The following is a 14868-nucleotide window of genomic DNA, read 5'->3' as shown; positions in this document are numbered from 1 at the left end:
TTATCCACAGGTTCACCACCTATCACTTGTCACCGGCCCGGATCGTAGCGTCAAATATGGGCATGAACCGCTTACCAACCACCCAGCCAACGTACCCCACGGACGCCGCTCCGAAGCCACCTTCCCCACAACCTACGGACGAGGTGCCCCCACACAGCTGGGGATCTTTTACCGAGCACACGGGGTCACCCCTTATACCCCACACCTTTGCTGAACTTGCCACTAAATACCCACCAAAATTTTCAGAACCCGTACCGAAAGAACAGGTTCTCGCAAAGGCACCCGACCCCGACCTTGAGGCACAAGCGCTGGCTGTCATTGAGGGAATACTGGCAAGCAATTGTCCGCTTACACTTGCTGCTGCCCGCGATTACCTAACCGACCACCCGCCTGAGCACCCCGTTCCTGCAATTCTCGACCGGGTTAAAGCCGAAATCAGTGGGCTGGGACTGCTAGAACCCCTGCTTGATATACCCGGGATCACCGACATTTACGTCAATTCACCCAGCGACGTGTGGATCGACGGTAGAAACGGCAAACAAAAAACTGCCGTGCGCTTTGACTCTGAGGCTCAGCTACGGACTCTAGCTACCCGGCTAATTACCTCTGCTGGCGCGCGATTGGATGATGCGGTAGCAGCTAACGACGTTTATAATGACCGCGGGCAACGCATCCACGCGGTGCTTCCACCCCTCGCCCCAGACTCAACAGTGCTCTCTATTCGCCTACAACCGGCAACCCGACCCACCCTCGAAACACTACTGGTAGATGCCCCGCCTGCTGTAGGGCAGGTTCTTCGGCACCTCGTAGAAATGCGTGCCAACTTTCTCATCAGTGGCGGTACAGGCAGCGGCAAAACCACCCTGCTTAACGCCATGCTGAGTCTCAGCGGCGCCCACGAGCGCCTTGTCACCCTTGAGGACTCACCGGAGCTTCAGCCACATCACCAGCACGTCGTCAGACTCGTTACCAAGGATGCCAACGCTGAAGGACGCGGCGCGGTAGGCTTGCAAGAGCTCATTCAGCAGGCGCTGCGTATGGGGCCAGACAGGCTTATTCTCGGAGAGTGCCGAGGCGCTGAAATCGCCGATCTTTTGATGGCGATGAACACCGGGCACGCGGGCTCAGGCTCCACCCTTCACGCTAACTCGGCGGCGTCAGTTCCTGCACGTGTGCTTGCCATGGGTTCCCTTGCTGGACTCAGTAGTGAGGCGACCTCCCTCCAAGCAGCTACCGCGCTCGATGTCGTCATTCACTGTGAGAAACGCGGCGGCGCTCGGCGTATCACTGAGATTGCCGCTATAACCCTGAAGCAGGGGCAACTGGTGACAGAACCGTGTTGCACGGTGGACGATAAAAACACTCTGACCTGGTACCCGGCAGGAGCCGATCTTTACCGTGCAGTAACCGATGAACCTGTGCTCACCGCATCAGATCGGAACGCGGTGAACAAACACCTGGGCAAACATGAGGTGTCAGCATGCTAACCCACCTTCTTGAGCGTTGGGGTTCTTACCTGCGGTACCACTGGGCAAAGTTTCGGCTGTCGGCGGAGGCAGATGCCGACGAGATGGAGGTGTGGTCTGAACTGCTGTGGGTGATGAGCTCACTGGTTGCTACCGGCTGTACCCTGCCCACGGTGTGTAAACACCTGTTGAATGATACTGATGCTGAGTATCGAGAGATGCCCGCGCACACTAACAAAAAGACACTAGATGCACCCCTGTCTGTAGTGTACGCCCGTGCTGATCAGGAGCTTTTCTTGCGAGCTGCTCTGACACGGATGAGTGCTGGTTACAGCCTGCTGGGGCTCACTAACACCCTGCCGTTTCAGCGGGCACACTCACGCCTGCGCGCCCAACAAATTCTTGCGTGCTGGCACATGAGCGCCCGCACTGGCGCTCCCTTGCAGGTACTGTGTGAAAACCTCGCCGCCCACTGTGAAAACGATACCGATGCCTTCGAAGCCCGCGTCTCGGCTCTCTCAGGCCCTAAAACAACGGGCTCTATTCTCTCGTGGCTACCGTTGCTGGGCTTGGGGCTGGGAATGCTCATGGGCACCAACCCCCTGGGATTTTTAATGGGCTCGCTACCTGGATTCGTACTGGGTGGTATAGGCTGCGGGCTTGCACTCTACGGCAGGCGGTGGACGCAAAAACTCGTCACCCGCGCCGAGCGCCTAGAACTCTAAAGGAGCCCCCGCCATGAATCTTGCACTCATTGCTCTGTGCCTACTGTGTCTGTTAGCTGCCCTATCACTGAAAATACGAGAACGGCGCAAAAGACCAACCGATGAACCCACCGATACTGCTGACCAACAGTCCTCTTTTTGCGACGCCGCCCTGCTGCTGGAACTGCTCGCAACCATGCAGGAAGCAGGTATTTCACTGCCCGCATCCTTGACATATCTCACCGAACTTGACCCTGCCCTAGAGAACACGATGGCACCGGTTGCCCAACGCCTTAGCGCGGGGCTGACCTGGAATCAGGCATGGCAGGGGGCAGACCATCTACCACCGGAGCTGATAAAACTACGTGACTCTTTAAACGCAGTAAGCGCAGCGGGCGCACCCAGCGCAACAATTTTGAGAGCAGCGGCAGCCCGCGCTCGCCGTAGCGAGTTCCGCCATGCCGAACAGGCAGCAGCGAAATTGGGCGTCAAATTAGTGGTTCCTTTAGGGCTGTGTTCCCTTCCTGCCTTCATCTGTTTGGGCGTTCTGCCGGTATTAGTCACGCTTATACCGGCAAGTTTCTGAGAGTCCACTGTTACCGCTAAAACTGCCGATGCTTTTGAAAAGTTAGCAAGGTGCGTCCTATGGATACCGGCAAAGTGTTTTCCACAGGCACGATTATCACGGCGTTTAAAGTGGTGCGGAGGGGAGTTATCCACAGATTTTGGGTTTTTCTTCTTTTTCGCTGTGAAGCGGGTCAGGCTAGAACCAAGCGATAACCAATCGCTGCTGGAAGCCAAGAGCTTTCACTCACTGTTGATAACACGAACCAAAGAAAGAAGGAGTGACTCTACGTGGGAATCTTCCAGAACACTGAAATTACTACCGCCGAGCGTTCCATCGAACCAAGCATGCAGCACTCCCCGGTAATTGAAGGCGATATTGTTCATGACCCAGAGGCAGGGGCAACCACCGCAGAATATGGGATTGTGATGTTAGCCGCTGTAGGTTTTGCCGGTTTGCTGGTGGCGATCTTGAAGTCTCCCGAGGTCAATGAACTGTTGATGGGAATTGTCCGCAACGCTTTGAATACCGGGGCATAAGACCCTGCCACAAAGTCGTGCGGTGGCTGCACACAAGGTACGGGTAGCCACCGCACGGTGAGCATCAGAGCAGATGTAAAAACATCGCGAGCAGAAAGGAAAGCACCGTGCAGACCCCGCGTGCAGCGACTATCACCTGTGACCGGTGCCAAGCAGTTGAACCCACAGGAAAAACTGTGCAGCGAAGTGAGGACGCGCGTGGTTCTACCACCGCAGAGTTCGCGGTCATGCTGCCGGCGGTGGTAGTGATTCTGGCTTTAATTCTGGGTGCATGCGCCGTGGGCGCCCAACATATTGCCCTTGAGGAAGCCGCCCGCATAGGGGCTCGCGCAGCAGCCCGCGGTGAGAACCCTGAAACCATCACTCGTATGGTGCAGGGTATCGATGAAGACTTCACCGTTGAAACCGTCAGCCACGAAAACATCACCATCGTACGCGTAAGTGCCACCGCCCCCGGCATTATCGGGCAGTTCGGCGACCTCCAGCAGAGGGCTGAAGCCTCAGCATCTCTTGAATACTCCACCTCAAAACCTTAGATAACAGTGAACCACCAAAGAAAGCGTATAAACCCATGAGTAGATGGATACCCTGTGACAACCCCTACTATCTCAGTGCTCTGCGCATCATCGCTCACTACGAATACCTGCACCAGCAACTCACCGAGAACCAGCCGGATACCCTAATGCCGCTGACCGCGTCCGCCCTCCCAACCGCTAGTCAAGATCAGCTCAGGCAGTTGCAAGAACTACACCGGCAGGTCAACTGCACCAACGAGTTTTTGAGATTCGCCGAAGCCCAGTTCTTTGAAGCAAATGACGAAGACCCCGCACAACTGCCCACAGATAACCCTGGGGCAAGAGGAGCAGTCGATGAGCGGTGAGAGAGGTAGCGGCACAGTAACCTCCATTGCGATGATTGCGCTCATGATGGTGTTTTTAGTAGTTATCGGAGGGCTAATCACTGTTGCCAGCGCCAACCAGCGAGCTCTTGCCGCAGCAGATTTGGCTGCTCTCGCCGCAGCAGATACCGCCCGCGGTCTCACTACCGGGGAGCCCTGCACCGTTGCTGCCAGTATCGCTGCCGCCAATCGGGCGACTCTGGTGGGCTGCGCTCAACCGGGTGGACGCGCGGGCACAGTAGATGTGCGCGTAACGGTTGATATACCCGGTGCCTATGCTTGGGTGGGTCCGGCGGCAGGCATCGCCCGAGCCGGTCCACCACCCGGTAAGAAATAGCAGACGGCTTTGTGCAACAGAATTCAGAAGCCAAGTGCAGAACACGGTGCTAGTTTGCCCCTGCTGGGGCATCCTCATAGGACGGCCGAGTGTGTTCTAGCAAAGCCCGCAAAACTTTAGCCGCTGCGTCCTTATCAAGAGGCTCATTACGGTTACCGCATTTGGGGGATTGGACGCAGGAAGGGCAGCCTGTCTCGCACTCACATGCTCCAATGGCGTCCAAGGTTGCTTGCATCCACAACCGAGCCGCTAAGAACCCTCGTTCCGCGCAACCAGAACCACCCTGATACCCGTCATACACGAAAATAGTGGGCATCTCAGTATCAAGGTGTAAGGCAGTAGAAAGACCGCCGATATCCCACCGGTCGCAGGTGGCAATCAGCGGCAGCAAACCAATCATGGCGTGCTCAGCAGCATGAAGGGCACCCGGAAAATCTTTCTTTTCAACACCCACCGCTGTCATCACTGTTGGGTCCAGAGTAATCCACATGGCACTGGTCATCAGGTTCTGCGGGGCAAGGTCAAGCGGTTCCTCGCCCAAAACCTCCTGACCCACCAGTGACTTGCGCTGATAAGAGACCACCTGGTTACGCACCCGCACTTTACCGTAATGCAAGGCTACCTGCCCGTAATCGTCCGTCTCGTCATCAACAAGCACCGTCACCTCAGTAATATCGCGTGCCTGCGTATAAAAATCGGGGTGGGCACGAGTCACTGCAATAAGGCTGTTCTCTTCATCGAGATCCTCTACTAAGAAGGTCACGCCCTGGTGAGTATAAATAGCCCCTGGGTGGGCTTGGGCGTGAGACTGAGCAACTCCCATGGTACCCACCACAGCCCCCGTCTCAACCTCGATAATCTGCAAGGGAGCACCGCCGCCCCCGCGCAAATCAACAAAGTCAGCAGCGCTTTCGGGGTGGGTCCAAAACCATCCCGAAGCGCGCTCCCGCAGATACCCGCGCGCCACCAACCTCTCCAACAAGCCCAACACGCTCTCACCAAAAAGTTCCAGCTCATCCCGGCGCAACGGGCGCTCAGCCGCCGCAGCACACAGATGAGGCGAAAGAATATATGGATTCGTCGGGTCAAAGACAGTTGCCTCCACCCCGTTACTAAAAATAGCGTCGGGGTGATGCACCAAATATGTATCGAGAGGATCCTCACTGGCAATAAATACCGCCAAAGACTGCTGCCCTGCCCTACCGGCGCGTCCAATTTGCTGAAAAAATGAGGCACGCGTACCGGGCCAGCCACCCACCAACACCGCGTCAAAACCGACAATATCAATACCGAGTTCTAAAGCATTGGTGCTGGCAACGGCAAGTAACTCACCACTGCGCATACCGGCTTCAAGTGCTCTCCTCTCTTCAGGAAGGTAGCCAGAACGGTAAGCCTGCACTCGATGAGATAGACCCACCTCTACCTCATCAAGATAAGAGCCGGTGCGTTGCGCAATAGCTTCGGCGGCACGCCGGGATTTCACGAAAGCAATAGTGCGGGTACGGTCAACCGCCAAGTCAGTAAGCATGGCAGATGCCTGCTCAATGACACTCACACGCACAGGAGCGCCGTTCTCACCGCTTCCCTCAGAGCCTGATGAGGAAGACGCCGTTAGCTTGTCAGTAACTGCCGTGTGTTTGAACGGTGGTTCCCACAGCACGACGTAGGATTCCCCGTGTGGGGCGGTGTCTCTAGTAATGGCGTGTACAGCGGTTTGTTCAACCCCAATAAGGGTGGAGAAAGAATCTTGCGGGTTCGCCGAGGTTGCCGAAGCACCAATGAAAACAGGAAAAGAGCCGTAGAGCGCGCACACTCGCCGCAAACGCCGTACCAAAAGCGCAACGTTTGCGCCAAAGACTCCGCGATAGGTGTGCGCCTCGTCAATAACTACGTAGCGTAGTTTGCGTAAGAAAGAACCCCAGCGCTGGTGGTTGGGCAGAATGCCAAAGTGCAGCATATCGGGGTTGCACAGAATCAAATTGGCGTGCTCACGAATCCATCGGCGCGTTGCTGCATCGGTGTCACCGTCGTAGGTTTCAGCACGTACGGTGTTCAGCCCCAGCGCCCTTATCGACGCCAGCTGATCCGCTGCCAGAGCTTTGGTGGGCGAGAAGTACAGCACCGTTGCTTTATGGCGGTCAAAGCCAATCCCTGGGTCTAGCTCCCCGCGGTGGATCGCGTCCAGCACTGGTATCTGGTAGGCAAGGGATTTACCCGAGGCAGTTCCGGTAGCAATAATCAGATGCTGCTGGTTTGCGGCGTTGTGTGAGGACGCTTGTGCGAGATTCGCCGCGTGTACCTGGTGGGCGTAGGGCTTATCAATACCTAAGCCCTGAAAAGTATCAACCACCTGCGGGTGAACCCATTCGGGCCACGGCACGGTCACAGCATCGCGGGCAGGAATCTTGTGAACATGGGTGATTTCAGGAGGTGCCTCGTGGAACCCGAGCCGCTGCAAAAAATCAGCAAGGGTAGGGTCTGTCACTGGCACACCTGAAAAAGTCATAGCTCTATTGTGCACTACCACCCCTGCGCCTTAAAGCTTGCAGGTTTCCTTTGTCATCAGCATCCAGACAATGAAAGATAGGCTTGTATCCTTGGGGAATGGTTTATAAAACCTGTGTGCTGGGGCACAATGGGTATATGAGTATTCCGATAAACATTCAGGGCGAACGAGCCGAAGACTTTGAGAAAACCAAACGACGCGAACCTGCTCAGCCGCTGACCGAGAGCGAAATTTGGGAGCTCGCTGAGCACCTGCGTTTTGCGCGCATCGGTACCAGCGATGAGGGAAGGATTCACATTACGCCGGTCAATGTGGCGATTGCTGACCAAAAGATTTATTTTCGAACCGCACCGGGTTCTAAACTAACGCAGCTGATTTTGAATGACCGAGTGACCTTGCAGTTTGATCGTATCGGTGGCGGTGAGGCATATTCGGTGAATATTTTTGGTACGGCGCGGCTGCTTACTGACAGCGAAGAAATCGCTCGCGCGGAGTCACTCAATATTGTGCCGTGGATTAACACCGCCAAACTAGAGTTTGTAGAAATCACCCCTGATCAGGTAGTGGGACGCAAGTTCCTTTTAGGTAAGTAGTTTTTAAGGCTGTGGCGTTACCCGAGGGTGGCGCCACCTACCCTTTAACCGTGGGTACAGTGAATATGTGGTGCAGCGGTTAGACTGGTTATTTTGGGGTAGCCCTTGCATGAAAGATGAACTGATGGACGCCACTTTAATCGAGTACAAAGACTTTCTGGTAGCCGGTCTGACGATAGAAGCTGATGCAGACAGTGACTTTACCGGTGTGTGGGACGTGTTGAATGAGCAGCTAACCCCTGAGCAGTTGACAGCGACCCAAAAACTGCAGAAAGTGGGTCTCTGTATGCCCACCGAGGATCCGGGAGGTTTTCATTACACTGCAGGTTTTATGGTGCCGAACATTCCCGCTGTTGCGGCGCTGGGGCTGACCGGGGTAATTGTTCCTGCGTCCATGTACGCAACCGCGCACTTGGTGGGGCCCGCCGCAGAGGTCATCAAGGGCGGGTTTGAGTATTTGATGACCCAGTACATTCCTTCCCAACCTCTGCAACCTACCGGTGTGGCAATTGAAGTTTACGGGCCTGGTGATGTGACGGCGCAGGACTACCGCATGTATGCCTGGGTGGGTGTTGTCTCAGAAAAAACAGTGGAAGAGCTCGTGGGTCTCTAGCTCGCGTCCTACCCCGGTGCCCACGTTCTGCTCACCTGTGACCGTACTCTGCTCGGGTGACCGTGTTAAACTTGCTCACCTGGGCAGAGGGCGGTCACCGGGTCAGGGGAGAGCCAAATGCGACGGACGCACGAGCCAACTGCCTGCTACATATCACTTAACATCGCATTCGATATACCAGAAACCGACTAGAATAGTGGTTGTGGCTCTAAATCGAATTGTTTTGTATTACCAGTTTGCCCCCATCTCAGACCCCACAGCAGTTATGCTGTGGCAACGCGCTTTGTGCGAGAAGCTGGGTTTGCGCGGGCGCATCATTATCTCTAAGCACGGCATCAACGGTACTGTCGGCGGCGAGATTGACGCCGTCAAGCAGTACACCAAAGAAACCCGCCAGTACCCCGGTTTTAAGGGGATGGAGTTCAAGTGGTCTGAAGGTTGTGCTGAGGACTTCCCGCGTCTTTCTGTTAAGGCTCGCGATGAGATCGTTGCTTTCGGCGCGCCCGATGAGCTTGTGGTCGATGAGAACGGCGTAGTGGGTGGTGGCGTCCATCTGAAGCCTGAAGAAGTTAACCAGCTCGTTGAAGAGCGCGGTGATGAGGTTGTCTTCTTCGACGGTCGCAACGCTTTCGAGGCGAAAATCGGTAAGTTCAAGAACGCTATTGTTCCCGATGTGCGTACTACTCACGACTTCATTAAAGAAATTGAGTCGGGTAAGTATGATGACCTTAAAGACAAGCCTGTCGTTACCTACTGCACCGGTGGAATCCGCTGTGAGATTCTTTCGGCACTTATGAAGAACCGCGGCTTTAAAGAGATTTATCAGATTGATGGCGGCATTGTTCGTTACGGCGAAAAGTACGGCGATAAAGAACTGTGGGAGGGCTCCCTGTACGTTTTTGATAAGCGTATGCACATGGAGTTCACCCCTGACACCGTCACCATCGGTCAGTGTGAGCGTTGCCAGGCACCTTCTAATAAGTTTGAGAACTGCTCCAATGAAAACTGCCGTGAGCTGATTCTGCTGTGCCCTGATTGCGCCACTGATGATGCCAAGCGCATTTGCCCACAAGGTTGTGCAGTAGCTGTTGCCTCGTAAGTAGTAGGTAAAGATGAGGTAAAGCCCCGCTGATAGAAATATTCAGCGGGGCTTTGTATGTTTTATAGGGCGTTTAGCCTTGGAGTTCTTGAAGTTCGGCGTTGAGCTTGGTGAGAATTTCTTCGACAATTGCCGGGTTCATCCCAGAATCGCGCTTTGATTCCCAGTCAGCTATTGATTGCTTGATTTCTTCTATTTTTTCTGAATTAGCCATGTCACAAATTTTACATATTTGTGGGTGTTTATGGTTGCAAATACTAAAAATAATTTGGTGTGAGTCGTGAAGTGTGGCTCTGCGCTTGAGGTGTGTGGGTTTTTCTGGTGGTGTTTTGCCCAAGCAGGTATAAGCGCACCAGGCTGGGGGCGGATGCGTCCCCGCCACCGGCTGCGACGCTTGGAATATACGGCAGTGGATGCCCTTTGCCTGTGTATCTGTAGAATAAGGCGGGTGATAAATCCTGATTTTTCCCGTGTGAATGATGCACCTGTTAGCGACGATTGTGCGGTTCTTGAGGCTCTGCACCGTTCTTTGACGAGTGTTGCCTACACCTATGAGAACGTGGCGGATTTGCTGGGTGCGCGTGCTTTCGACGCGATGGCACGCGATATGGTGGTGCCCGGTGTACACCGCCTACAGCAGGTTCAAGCGGCTGATACTAGCACTGATGCTGAGAAGAATCTCTCGACCGTGGTGGCTTTCTTTTTGCTGGGGCAGAGTGTTGAGGAGGATGCTCTTGAGGCTGCACTGCCTGAGATTGGTGTGCAGGGGCTTATAAATTTGGGGCTTGCCGAACGCCTGGATAAGCAGGTGCTGGCACGCGTTGATTTGCGTCCGCATTCATCTGATGACGGTACCGAGCTGTGGGTGGCAGCTGATTTGGGTGCCCACCAGCGTCCTGGCGTCTTGCGTAAGGATCATGTACTGGGTATTGGCCATGCGTCGCTGACCTTAGCGCAGATTACGGAGCGTACGCCCGTTGACCGTGCCCTTGATCTGGGTACCGGGTGCGGTATTCAGACTTTCTATTTGTTGGGTCACACCCGTCATGTGACGGCAACTGACATTTCGCAGCGTGCCCTGGCGTTTACCCGTTTTAACCTGTTGTTGAACGCGCAGGTGCTGGGCATTGATCCGCAGCACCTTGAAGAGCGGGTGAGTTTGCGGCTGGGGTCTTTGCTGGAGCCTGTTACTGGTGAGACCTTTGATCTGGTGGTATCGAACCCGCCGTTTGTTATTACTCCCCGCACTTCTTTTGAAAGCCCCGAAGATCAGTACACCTACCGCGATGGTGGTCTGGCGGGCGACGGTATTGTCTCTACCCTGGTCAAAACTCTACCCACAGTGTTGACAGAGGGCGGACGCGCGCAGATGCTGGGTAACTGGGAAATTCCCGTGGACGCGGGTTCAGAGGGCTGGTCTGCCCGGTTGCAGCAGTGGGTTGGTGATGAGACTGAGGCGTGGTTTATTCAGCGTGAAGTACTGACTCCTGAGCAGTACGCCGAGACCTGGCTGAAAGATGCCAGTGAGAATAGCGACCGGCAGCTTTTCGAGAGTTCCTATGTGAACTATCTCAAGGATTTTTCTGCCCGCGGGGTAGAGGCGATTGGGTTTGGTATGGTGTGGTTGCGCCGACCCGTAGCTAGCAGTCTGAGGGCGCAAGAACAGAACCCGCAGCAGAATATTTTGGTGCGGCGTTTTGAGGAAATCACCTACCCGATTCAGCAACCTGTGGCAGGCTGGCTGACCGAATCAGTAGCACGTCACGACCAGCTAGCTGCCTGCACAGAGGAAGATTTAGCGGGCTTGCATTTGGTGGTCGCTGACGATGTCACCGAGGAGCGTCACAGCACCCCTGGGGCGGAGCATCCTAGCGTCATTATCTTGCGGCAGGGGGCGGGTTTGCGTCGTACAGTCGTTGAGACCAGCGAAACCAGCGGTTTTGTGGGTGCTTGTGACGGTGAGCTTGCGGTGGGGCAGATTGTTAATGCGCTGGTAAGTATTCTTGAGTGGCCAGAAGCAACTAGCCCCGAGAGTCCTCAGCGTCAGCTCATGGGTCATGTGAGAGAGCTCGTGCGCGATGGATTCCTCATCGTCTGTGAAACAAGCATAGACTAATGCCCATGACCGAACACGACTCACTGCACCCGCTCACCGAGGACGAATGCTGGCAGCTGTTGGGCAACCATCGGGTGGGCAGAGTGGCAGTTGTTAACGGCACTGTCATTGACATCTACCCGGTGTCCTACGCTGTAGCCCACCGTAAAATCTACTTTCGTACCACCGATGGCGAGAAGTTCTCATCGGTGATGGTGACCCGCAACGTCTCCTTTGAAGTTGATGAGACGACGGAGACCTCTAAACGGTGGGTAACCTTGGCTGGCTATGCCCACTGGCTCAGCGAGGGCAGCGAGACCCTGCGTGCGGATGCTCTCCACCTGGATCTCCTAGCGCCCACCAGCGAATCCCATTGGGTAGAAATTGAGCCGACGGATATGAACGGCACCCACATGTTCATGGCGCCCTACCGCCGTCTAGAAGGTGCCCCGGACGCGTCCGCCCACTAACAACGGGCAAGAACCCAGCGAGCAAAAATCAACATTGAGGTAGCGCGCAAACCGTACTGGTCAATACTCACGGCAATCGGTGCGCTATTGTTGAGGCATATAGTCAAACCACTCTACTATCGACGTACTTTTCAAGGAGCAGTGTGCCAGCAAAGGCTAAGACCACCCATGGTAAATCCCTCTTGATTGTGGAATCCCCGTCAAAGGTGAAAACCATTAGCGGTTATCTCGGTGATGCCTATGAGGTTGAATCTTCTATGGGGCATATCCGTGACCTCCCTCAGCCCTCAGAACTGCCCGAAGAACTGAAGAAGTCTCCGGTGGGTAAGTTCGCGGTTGACCTTGAAAACCAGTTCACCCCCTACTACGTGGTGAACACCGATAAGAAGAAAAAGGTCGCCGAACTCAAGCGTAAACTCAAAGAGGCGGACGCGCTCTATCTGGCAACCGATGGCGATAGGGAGGGTGAGGCTATTGCCTGGCACCTGCTGGAGGTACTTAAACCGAAGGTACCCGTCTACCGTCTGACTTTCCCTGAAATCACTAAGGAAGCTATTGAGCGTGCCTTTGGTGAGCTCCGCGAGATTGACAGTCACATGGTCGATGCGCAGGAGACCCGCCGTGTACTTGACCGCCTCTACGGCTACGAGATTTCTCCGGTGCTCTGGCGCAAGGTATCTCGCGGTTTGTCAGCCGGACGTGTGCAGTCCGTTGCTACCCGCCTGGTCGTTGAGCGAGAGCGTGAGCGCATGGCGTTCCGTTCCGCTAACTACTGGGATCTATCAGGAATCTTTGCAGCGAATAGCGGCGAATCTTTCAGCGCTAAACTGTCAGCCGTTGATGGTGCGCGTGTTGCATCAGGTAAAGATTTTGATGATGATGGCACTCTCAAAGCTGCCTCAAACGGTAAGGTCGCCCACCTGGATGAAGCTGCCGCTACCTCTTTGGCAAGCGGTCTTGAGGGCGCATCCTTCACCGTGCGTTCGGTGGAAACTAAGCCTTACACCCGCCGTCCGGCTGCGCCTTTTACAACCTCAACCTTGCAGCAGGAGGCAGCGCGTAAGCTGCGTTTCTCATCGCGCTCCACTATGCAAGTTGCCCAGCGTCTGTATGAAAACGGTTACATCACCTACATGCGTACCGACTCGGTGGCACTGTCAAATCAGGCGGTGAACGCTGCGCGTACCCAGGCGAATGAGCTTTACGGTGCTGAGTATGTGCCCGATAAGCCTCGCGTGTATGCGTCAAAGTCGAAGAACGCGCAGGAGGCGCACGAGGCAATCCGCCCCGCAGGCGACTCCTTCCGTACCCCCGCCCAGGTCAAATCTACTCTGACCGCCGATGAGTTCCGCCTCTACGAGCTGATTTGGAAGCGCACCGTTGCCTCCCAGATGGCTGACGCTAAGGGCTCAACCGCCTCCACTAAGGTGGGCGGTGCTGCAACTGATGGACGCGATGCCGAGTTTAGCGCATCGGGTACCGTAATCACCTTCCGCGGTTTCTTGGCTGCCTACGAAGAGGGCAAGGACGCCTCACGTGGCGAGGACGCGGTGAAGAAGGACGCAAAGAACGAAGAGAAACGCCTGCCTCAGATGAACGAGGGCGACGTGCTCACCGGTAGCGACATTGAAGCTGCCTCTCACCAGACCAGCCCGCCCCCGCGCTACACCGAAGCGTCCCTGGTGAAGGTGCTGGATGAGCTGGGCATCGGTCGCCCCTCCACCTACGCAGCAACGATCTCAACTATCATGGACCGCGGTTACGTCAGCGTCCGCGGCGGTGCCCTAGTGCCCTCGTGGACTGCCTTCTCAGTGGTGCGTCTGCTTGAAGAGCACTTCTCAAAGTACGTGGATTACGAGTTCACCGCGGAGATGGAAGAAGACCTCGACCGTATTGCCCGCGGCGAAGAAGCACGTACCGCATGGCTTAACGACTTCTACTTCGGTGGCGGTGAGAAGCGCGGTCTGAAGCCCATCGTTGATAACCTGGGCGATATCGACGCGCGCGCTATTAACTCCATCGAAATCGCAGACGGCATTAACCTGCGCGTCGGAAAATTCGGCCCCTACCTTGAAACCGGCGGGGGAATCGATACAGAAACCGGTGAAATCACCGACCCCGTTCGCGCGAATGTTCCTGCTGATATGGCACCCGATGAGCTGACCGCTGAGACTGCTACCGAATTGATCGAAAAGGGTAAATCTGACGGTCGCGAGCTGGGTATCGACCCCGAAACCGGCCGCACCATTGTGGCACGTGACGGTCGCTTTGGCCCCTACGTCACCGAAATTATTCCCGAAATGAGTGAGGAAGAAATCCAGGCATGGATGGACGCCCAGCCCACCGAGTACTACAAGAACGGTCGCGCCAAGCCAAAGAAGAAGCCCAAGGCAGTAAAACCGCGCACCGCATCACTCTTCAAGTCAATGGACTTGGCAACAGTGAGCCTCGAAGACGCTCTGAAACTCATGACCTTACCGCGTGTACTGGGTATGGACGCCGAAGGCACCGAAATTACTGCGCAGAACGGCCGCTTCGGCCCTTACCTCAAGAAGGGCACTGATTCGCGCTCGCTGGAGAGCGAAGACCAGATTTTCTCGCTGACTCTTGAACAGGCACTGGAGATCTACTCCCAGCCCAAGCAGCCCGGACGCGGAACCGCCAAGCCACCTCTGGCTGAGCTTGGTGTTGATCCGGTTTCTGAGAAGAAGATTGTGGTCAAGGACGGTCGTTTTGGTCCCTACATTACGGACGGGGCTACTAATATTACTGTTCCCCGCAGTGAAACCATTGAGTCGCTGACTCACGAACGCGCTGTGGAACTGCTCGCTGAAAAGCGCGCTAAAGGGCCGGTGAAACGCAAGACCGCGGCAAAGAAGACTACGGCAAAGAAACCTGCCGCTAAAAAGCCAGCAGCTAAGAAGACCTCGTAGCTTTCACGGGTAATCTCTAGCGTTTTGCCCAGTGCCCAGTGCTCAGGCGT

The 14868-nt window shown here is 55.3% G+C and carries 15 protein-coding genes; 13 read left to right on the top strand and 2 right to left on the bottom strand.

Annotation, left to right across the window (positions count from 1 at the left end; translation table 11 throughout):
- Nucleotides 1–62 precede the first annotated feature (62 nt).
- The 7 genes from JTP09_RS08120 (at nt 63) to JTP09_RS08090 (ending at nt 4509) form a co-directional block, all read left to right on the top strand.
- Nucleotides 63–1487 (top strand): CpaF family protein, encoded by a 1425-nt coding sequence (locus JTP09_RS08120; protein ID WP_204877949.1) that lies wholly within the window; start codon nt 63–65, stop codon nt 1485–1487.
- The gene (locus tag JTP09_RS08115; RefSeq protein ID WP_204877948.1) at nt 1481–2191 is read left to right on the top strand and encodes a hypothetical protein; all 711 of its coding nucleotides are present in this window, start codon (nt 1481–1483) and stop codon (nt 2189–2191) included. The genes JTP09_RS08120 and JTP09_RS08115 overlap by 7 nt, the downstream gene beginning before the upstream one ends.
- A gap of 13 nt (nt 2192–2204) precedes the next feature.
- Complete coding sequence (locus JTP09_RS08110; protein WP_204877947.1) at nt 2205–2756, top strand: type II secretion system F family protein; 552 nt, start codon at nt 2205–2207, stop codon at nt 2754–2756.
- 269 nt (nt 2757–3025) lie between these two features.
- Nucleotides 3026–3274: a DUF4244 domain-containing protein gene (locus JTP09_RS08105; protein ID WP_370592539.1), complete on the top strand. Its 249-nt coding sequence runs from the start codon at nt 3026–3028 to the stop codon at nt 3272–3274.
- A gap of 107 nt (nt 3275–3381) precedes the next feature.
- Nucleotides 3382–3810: a TadE family type IV pilus minor pilin gene (locus JTP09_RS08100; RefSeq protein ID WP_240333985.1), complete on the top strand. Its 429-nt coding sequence runs from the start codon at nt 3382–3384 to the stop codon at nt 3808–3810.
- Between the two features lie 35 nt (nt 3811–3845).
- Nucleotides 3846–4154 carry a hypothetical protein gene (locus JTP09_RS08095; protein ID WP_204877946.1) on the top strand — a complete coding sequence of 103 codons (309 nt, stop codon included), beginning with the start codon at nt 3846–3848 and terminating at the stop codon, nt 4152–4154.
- On the top strand, nt 4144–4509 hold the full coding sequence (locus JTP09_RS08090) for an Rv3654c family TadE-like protein (protein WP_204877945.1): 366 nt from the start codon (nt 4144–4146) through the stop codon (nt 4507–4509). Before JTP09_RS08095 ends, JTP09_RS08090 begins: the two co-directional genes overlap by 11 nt.
- A gap of 49 nt (nt 4510–4558) precedes the next feature.
- Here the strand turns inward: JTP09_RS08090 and JTP09_RS08085 are convergent, their stop codons facing one another.
- Nucleotides 4559–7015: a DEAD/DEAH box helicase gene (locus JTP09_RS08085; RefSeq protein WP_204877944.1), complete on the bottom strand. Its 2457-nt coding sequence runs from the start codon at nt 7013–7015 to the stop codon at nt 4559–4561.
- 137 nt (nt 7016–7152) lie between these two features.
- Here JTP09_RS08085 and JTP09_RS08080 point away from each other — a divergent pair, with 137 nt between their 5' ends.
- From JTP09_RS08080 to JTP09_RS08070, 3 genes are all read left to right on the top strand, one after another.
- Complete coding sequence (locus JTP09_RS08080) at nt 7153–7608, top strand: pyridoxamine 5'-phosphate oxidase family protein (RefSeq protein ID WP_204877943.1); 456 nt, start codon at nt 7153–7155, stop codon at nt 7606–7608.
- A 124-nt stretch (nt 7609–7732) separates the two neighbouring features.
- Nucleotides 7733–8221: a GyrI-like domain-containing protein gene (locus JTP09_RS08075; protein WP_204877942.1), complete on the top strand. Its 489-nt coding sequence runs from the start codon at nt 7733–7735 to the stop codon at nt 8219–8221.
- A gap of 202 nt (nt 8222–8423) precedes the next feature.
- Nucleotides 8424–9320: a rhodanese-related sulfurtransferase gene (locus JTP09_RS08070; RefSeq protein WP_204877941.1), complete on the top strand. Its 897-nt coding sequence runs from the start codon at nt 8424–8426 to the stop codon at nt 9318–9320.
- A 73-nt stretch (nt 9321–9393) separates the two neighbouring features.
- Here JTP09_RS08070 and JTP09_RS08065 read toward each other — a convergent pair whose 3' ends face one another.
- Nucleotides 9394–9534, bottom strand: a complete 141-nt coding sequence (locus JTP09_RS08065) for a hypothetical protein (RefSeq protein ID WP_204877940.1) — start codon at nt 9532–9534, stop codon at nt 9394–9396.
- A gap of 234 nt (nt 9535–9768) precedes the next feature.
- On the opposite strand from JTP09_RS08065, the gene JTP09_RS08060 reads away from it, so the two are divergent.
- The 3 genes from JTP09_RS08060 (at nt 9769) to topA (ending at nt 14818) form a co-directional block, all read left to right on the top strand.
- Nucleotides 9769–11436: a methyltransferase gene (locus JTP09_RS08060; protein WP_370592538.1), complete on the top strand. Its 1668-nt coding sequence runs from the start codon at nt 9769–9771 to the stop codon at nt 11434–11436.
- 5 nt (nt 11437–11441) lie between these two features.
- Nucleotides 11442–11885, top strand: a complete 444-nt coding sequence (locus JTP09_RS08055) for a pyridoxamine 5'-phosphate oxidase family protein (RefSeq protein WP_204877938.1) — start codon at nt 11442–11444, stop codon at nt 11883–11885.
- A gap of 143 nt (nt 11886–12028) precedes the next feature.
- Nucleotides 12029–14818, top strand: coding sequence for a type I DNA topoisomerase (gene topA, locus JTP09_RS08050; protein WP_204877937.1), 2790 nt, complete (start codon nt 12029–12031; stop codon nt 14816–14818).
- Nucleotides 14819–14868 lie beyond the last annotated feature (50 nt).

Origin of the sequence: Rothia sp. ZJ1223 (genome assembly GCF_016900985.1) — a bacterium.
Lineage (GTDB): Bacteria > Actinomycetota > Actinomycetes > Actinomycetales > Micrococcaceae > Rothia.
This window is presented reverse-complemented; position numbering and strand designations above follow the sequence as displayed.

Excerpts from the sequence above, each read along its gene's own strand:
- JTP09_RS08075 (WP_204877942.1), top strand. The coding sequence starts at position 7,733 with ATGGACGCCACTTTAATCGAGTACAAAGACTTTCTGGTAGCCGGTCTG.
- JTP09_RS08110 (WP_204877947.1), top strand. The coding sequence starts at position 2,205 with ATGAATCTTGCACTCATTGCTCTGTGCCTACTGTGTCTGTTAGCTGCC.
- JTP09_RS08095 (WP_204877946.1), top strand. The coding sequence starts at position 3,846 with ATGAGTAGATGGATACCCTGTGACAACCCCTACTATCTCAGTGCTCTG.
- JTP09_RS08085 (WP_204877944.1), bottom strand. The coding sequence starts at position 7,015 with ATGACTTTTTCAGGTGTGCCAGTGACAGACCCTACCCTTGCTGATTTT.
- JTP09_RS08120 (WP_204877949.1), top strand. The coding sequence starts at position 63 with ATGAACCGCTTACCAACCACCCAGCCAACGTACCCCACGGACGCCGCT.
- JTP09_RS08055 (WP_204877938.1), top strand. The coding sequence starts at position 11,442 with ATGACCGAACACGACTCACTGCACCCGCTCACCGAGGACGAATGCTGG.
- JTP09_RS08065 (WP_204877940.1), bottom strand. The coding sequence starts at position 9,534 with ATGGCTAATTCAGAAAAAATAGAAGAAATCAAGCAATCAATAGCTGAC.
- JTP09_RS08090 (WP_204877945.1), top strand. The coding sequence starts at position 4,144 with ATGAGCGGTGAGAGAGGTAGCGGCACAGTAACCTCCATTGCGATGATT.
- JTP09_RS08080 (WP_204877943.1), top strand. The coding sequence starts at position 7,153 with ATGAGTATTCCGATAAACATTCAGGGCGAACGAGCCGAAGACTTTGAG.
- JTP09_RS08115 (WP_204877948.1), top strand. The coding sequence starts at position 1,481 with ATGCTAACCCACCTTCTTGAGCGTTGGGGTTCTTACCTGCGGTACCAC.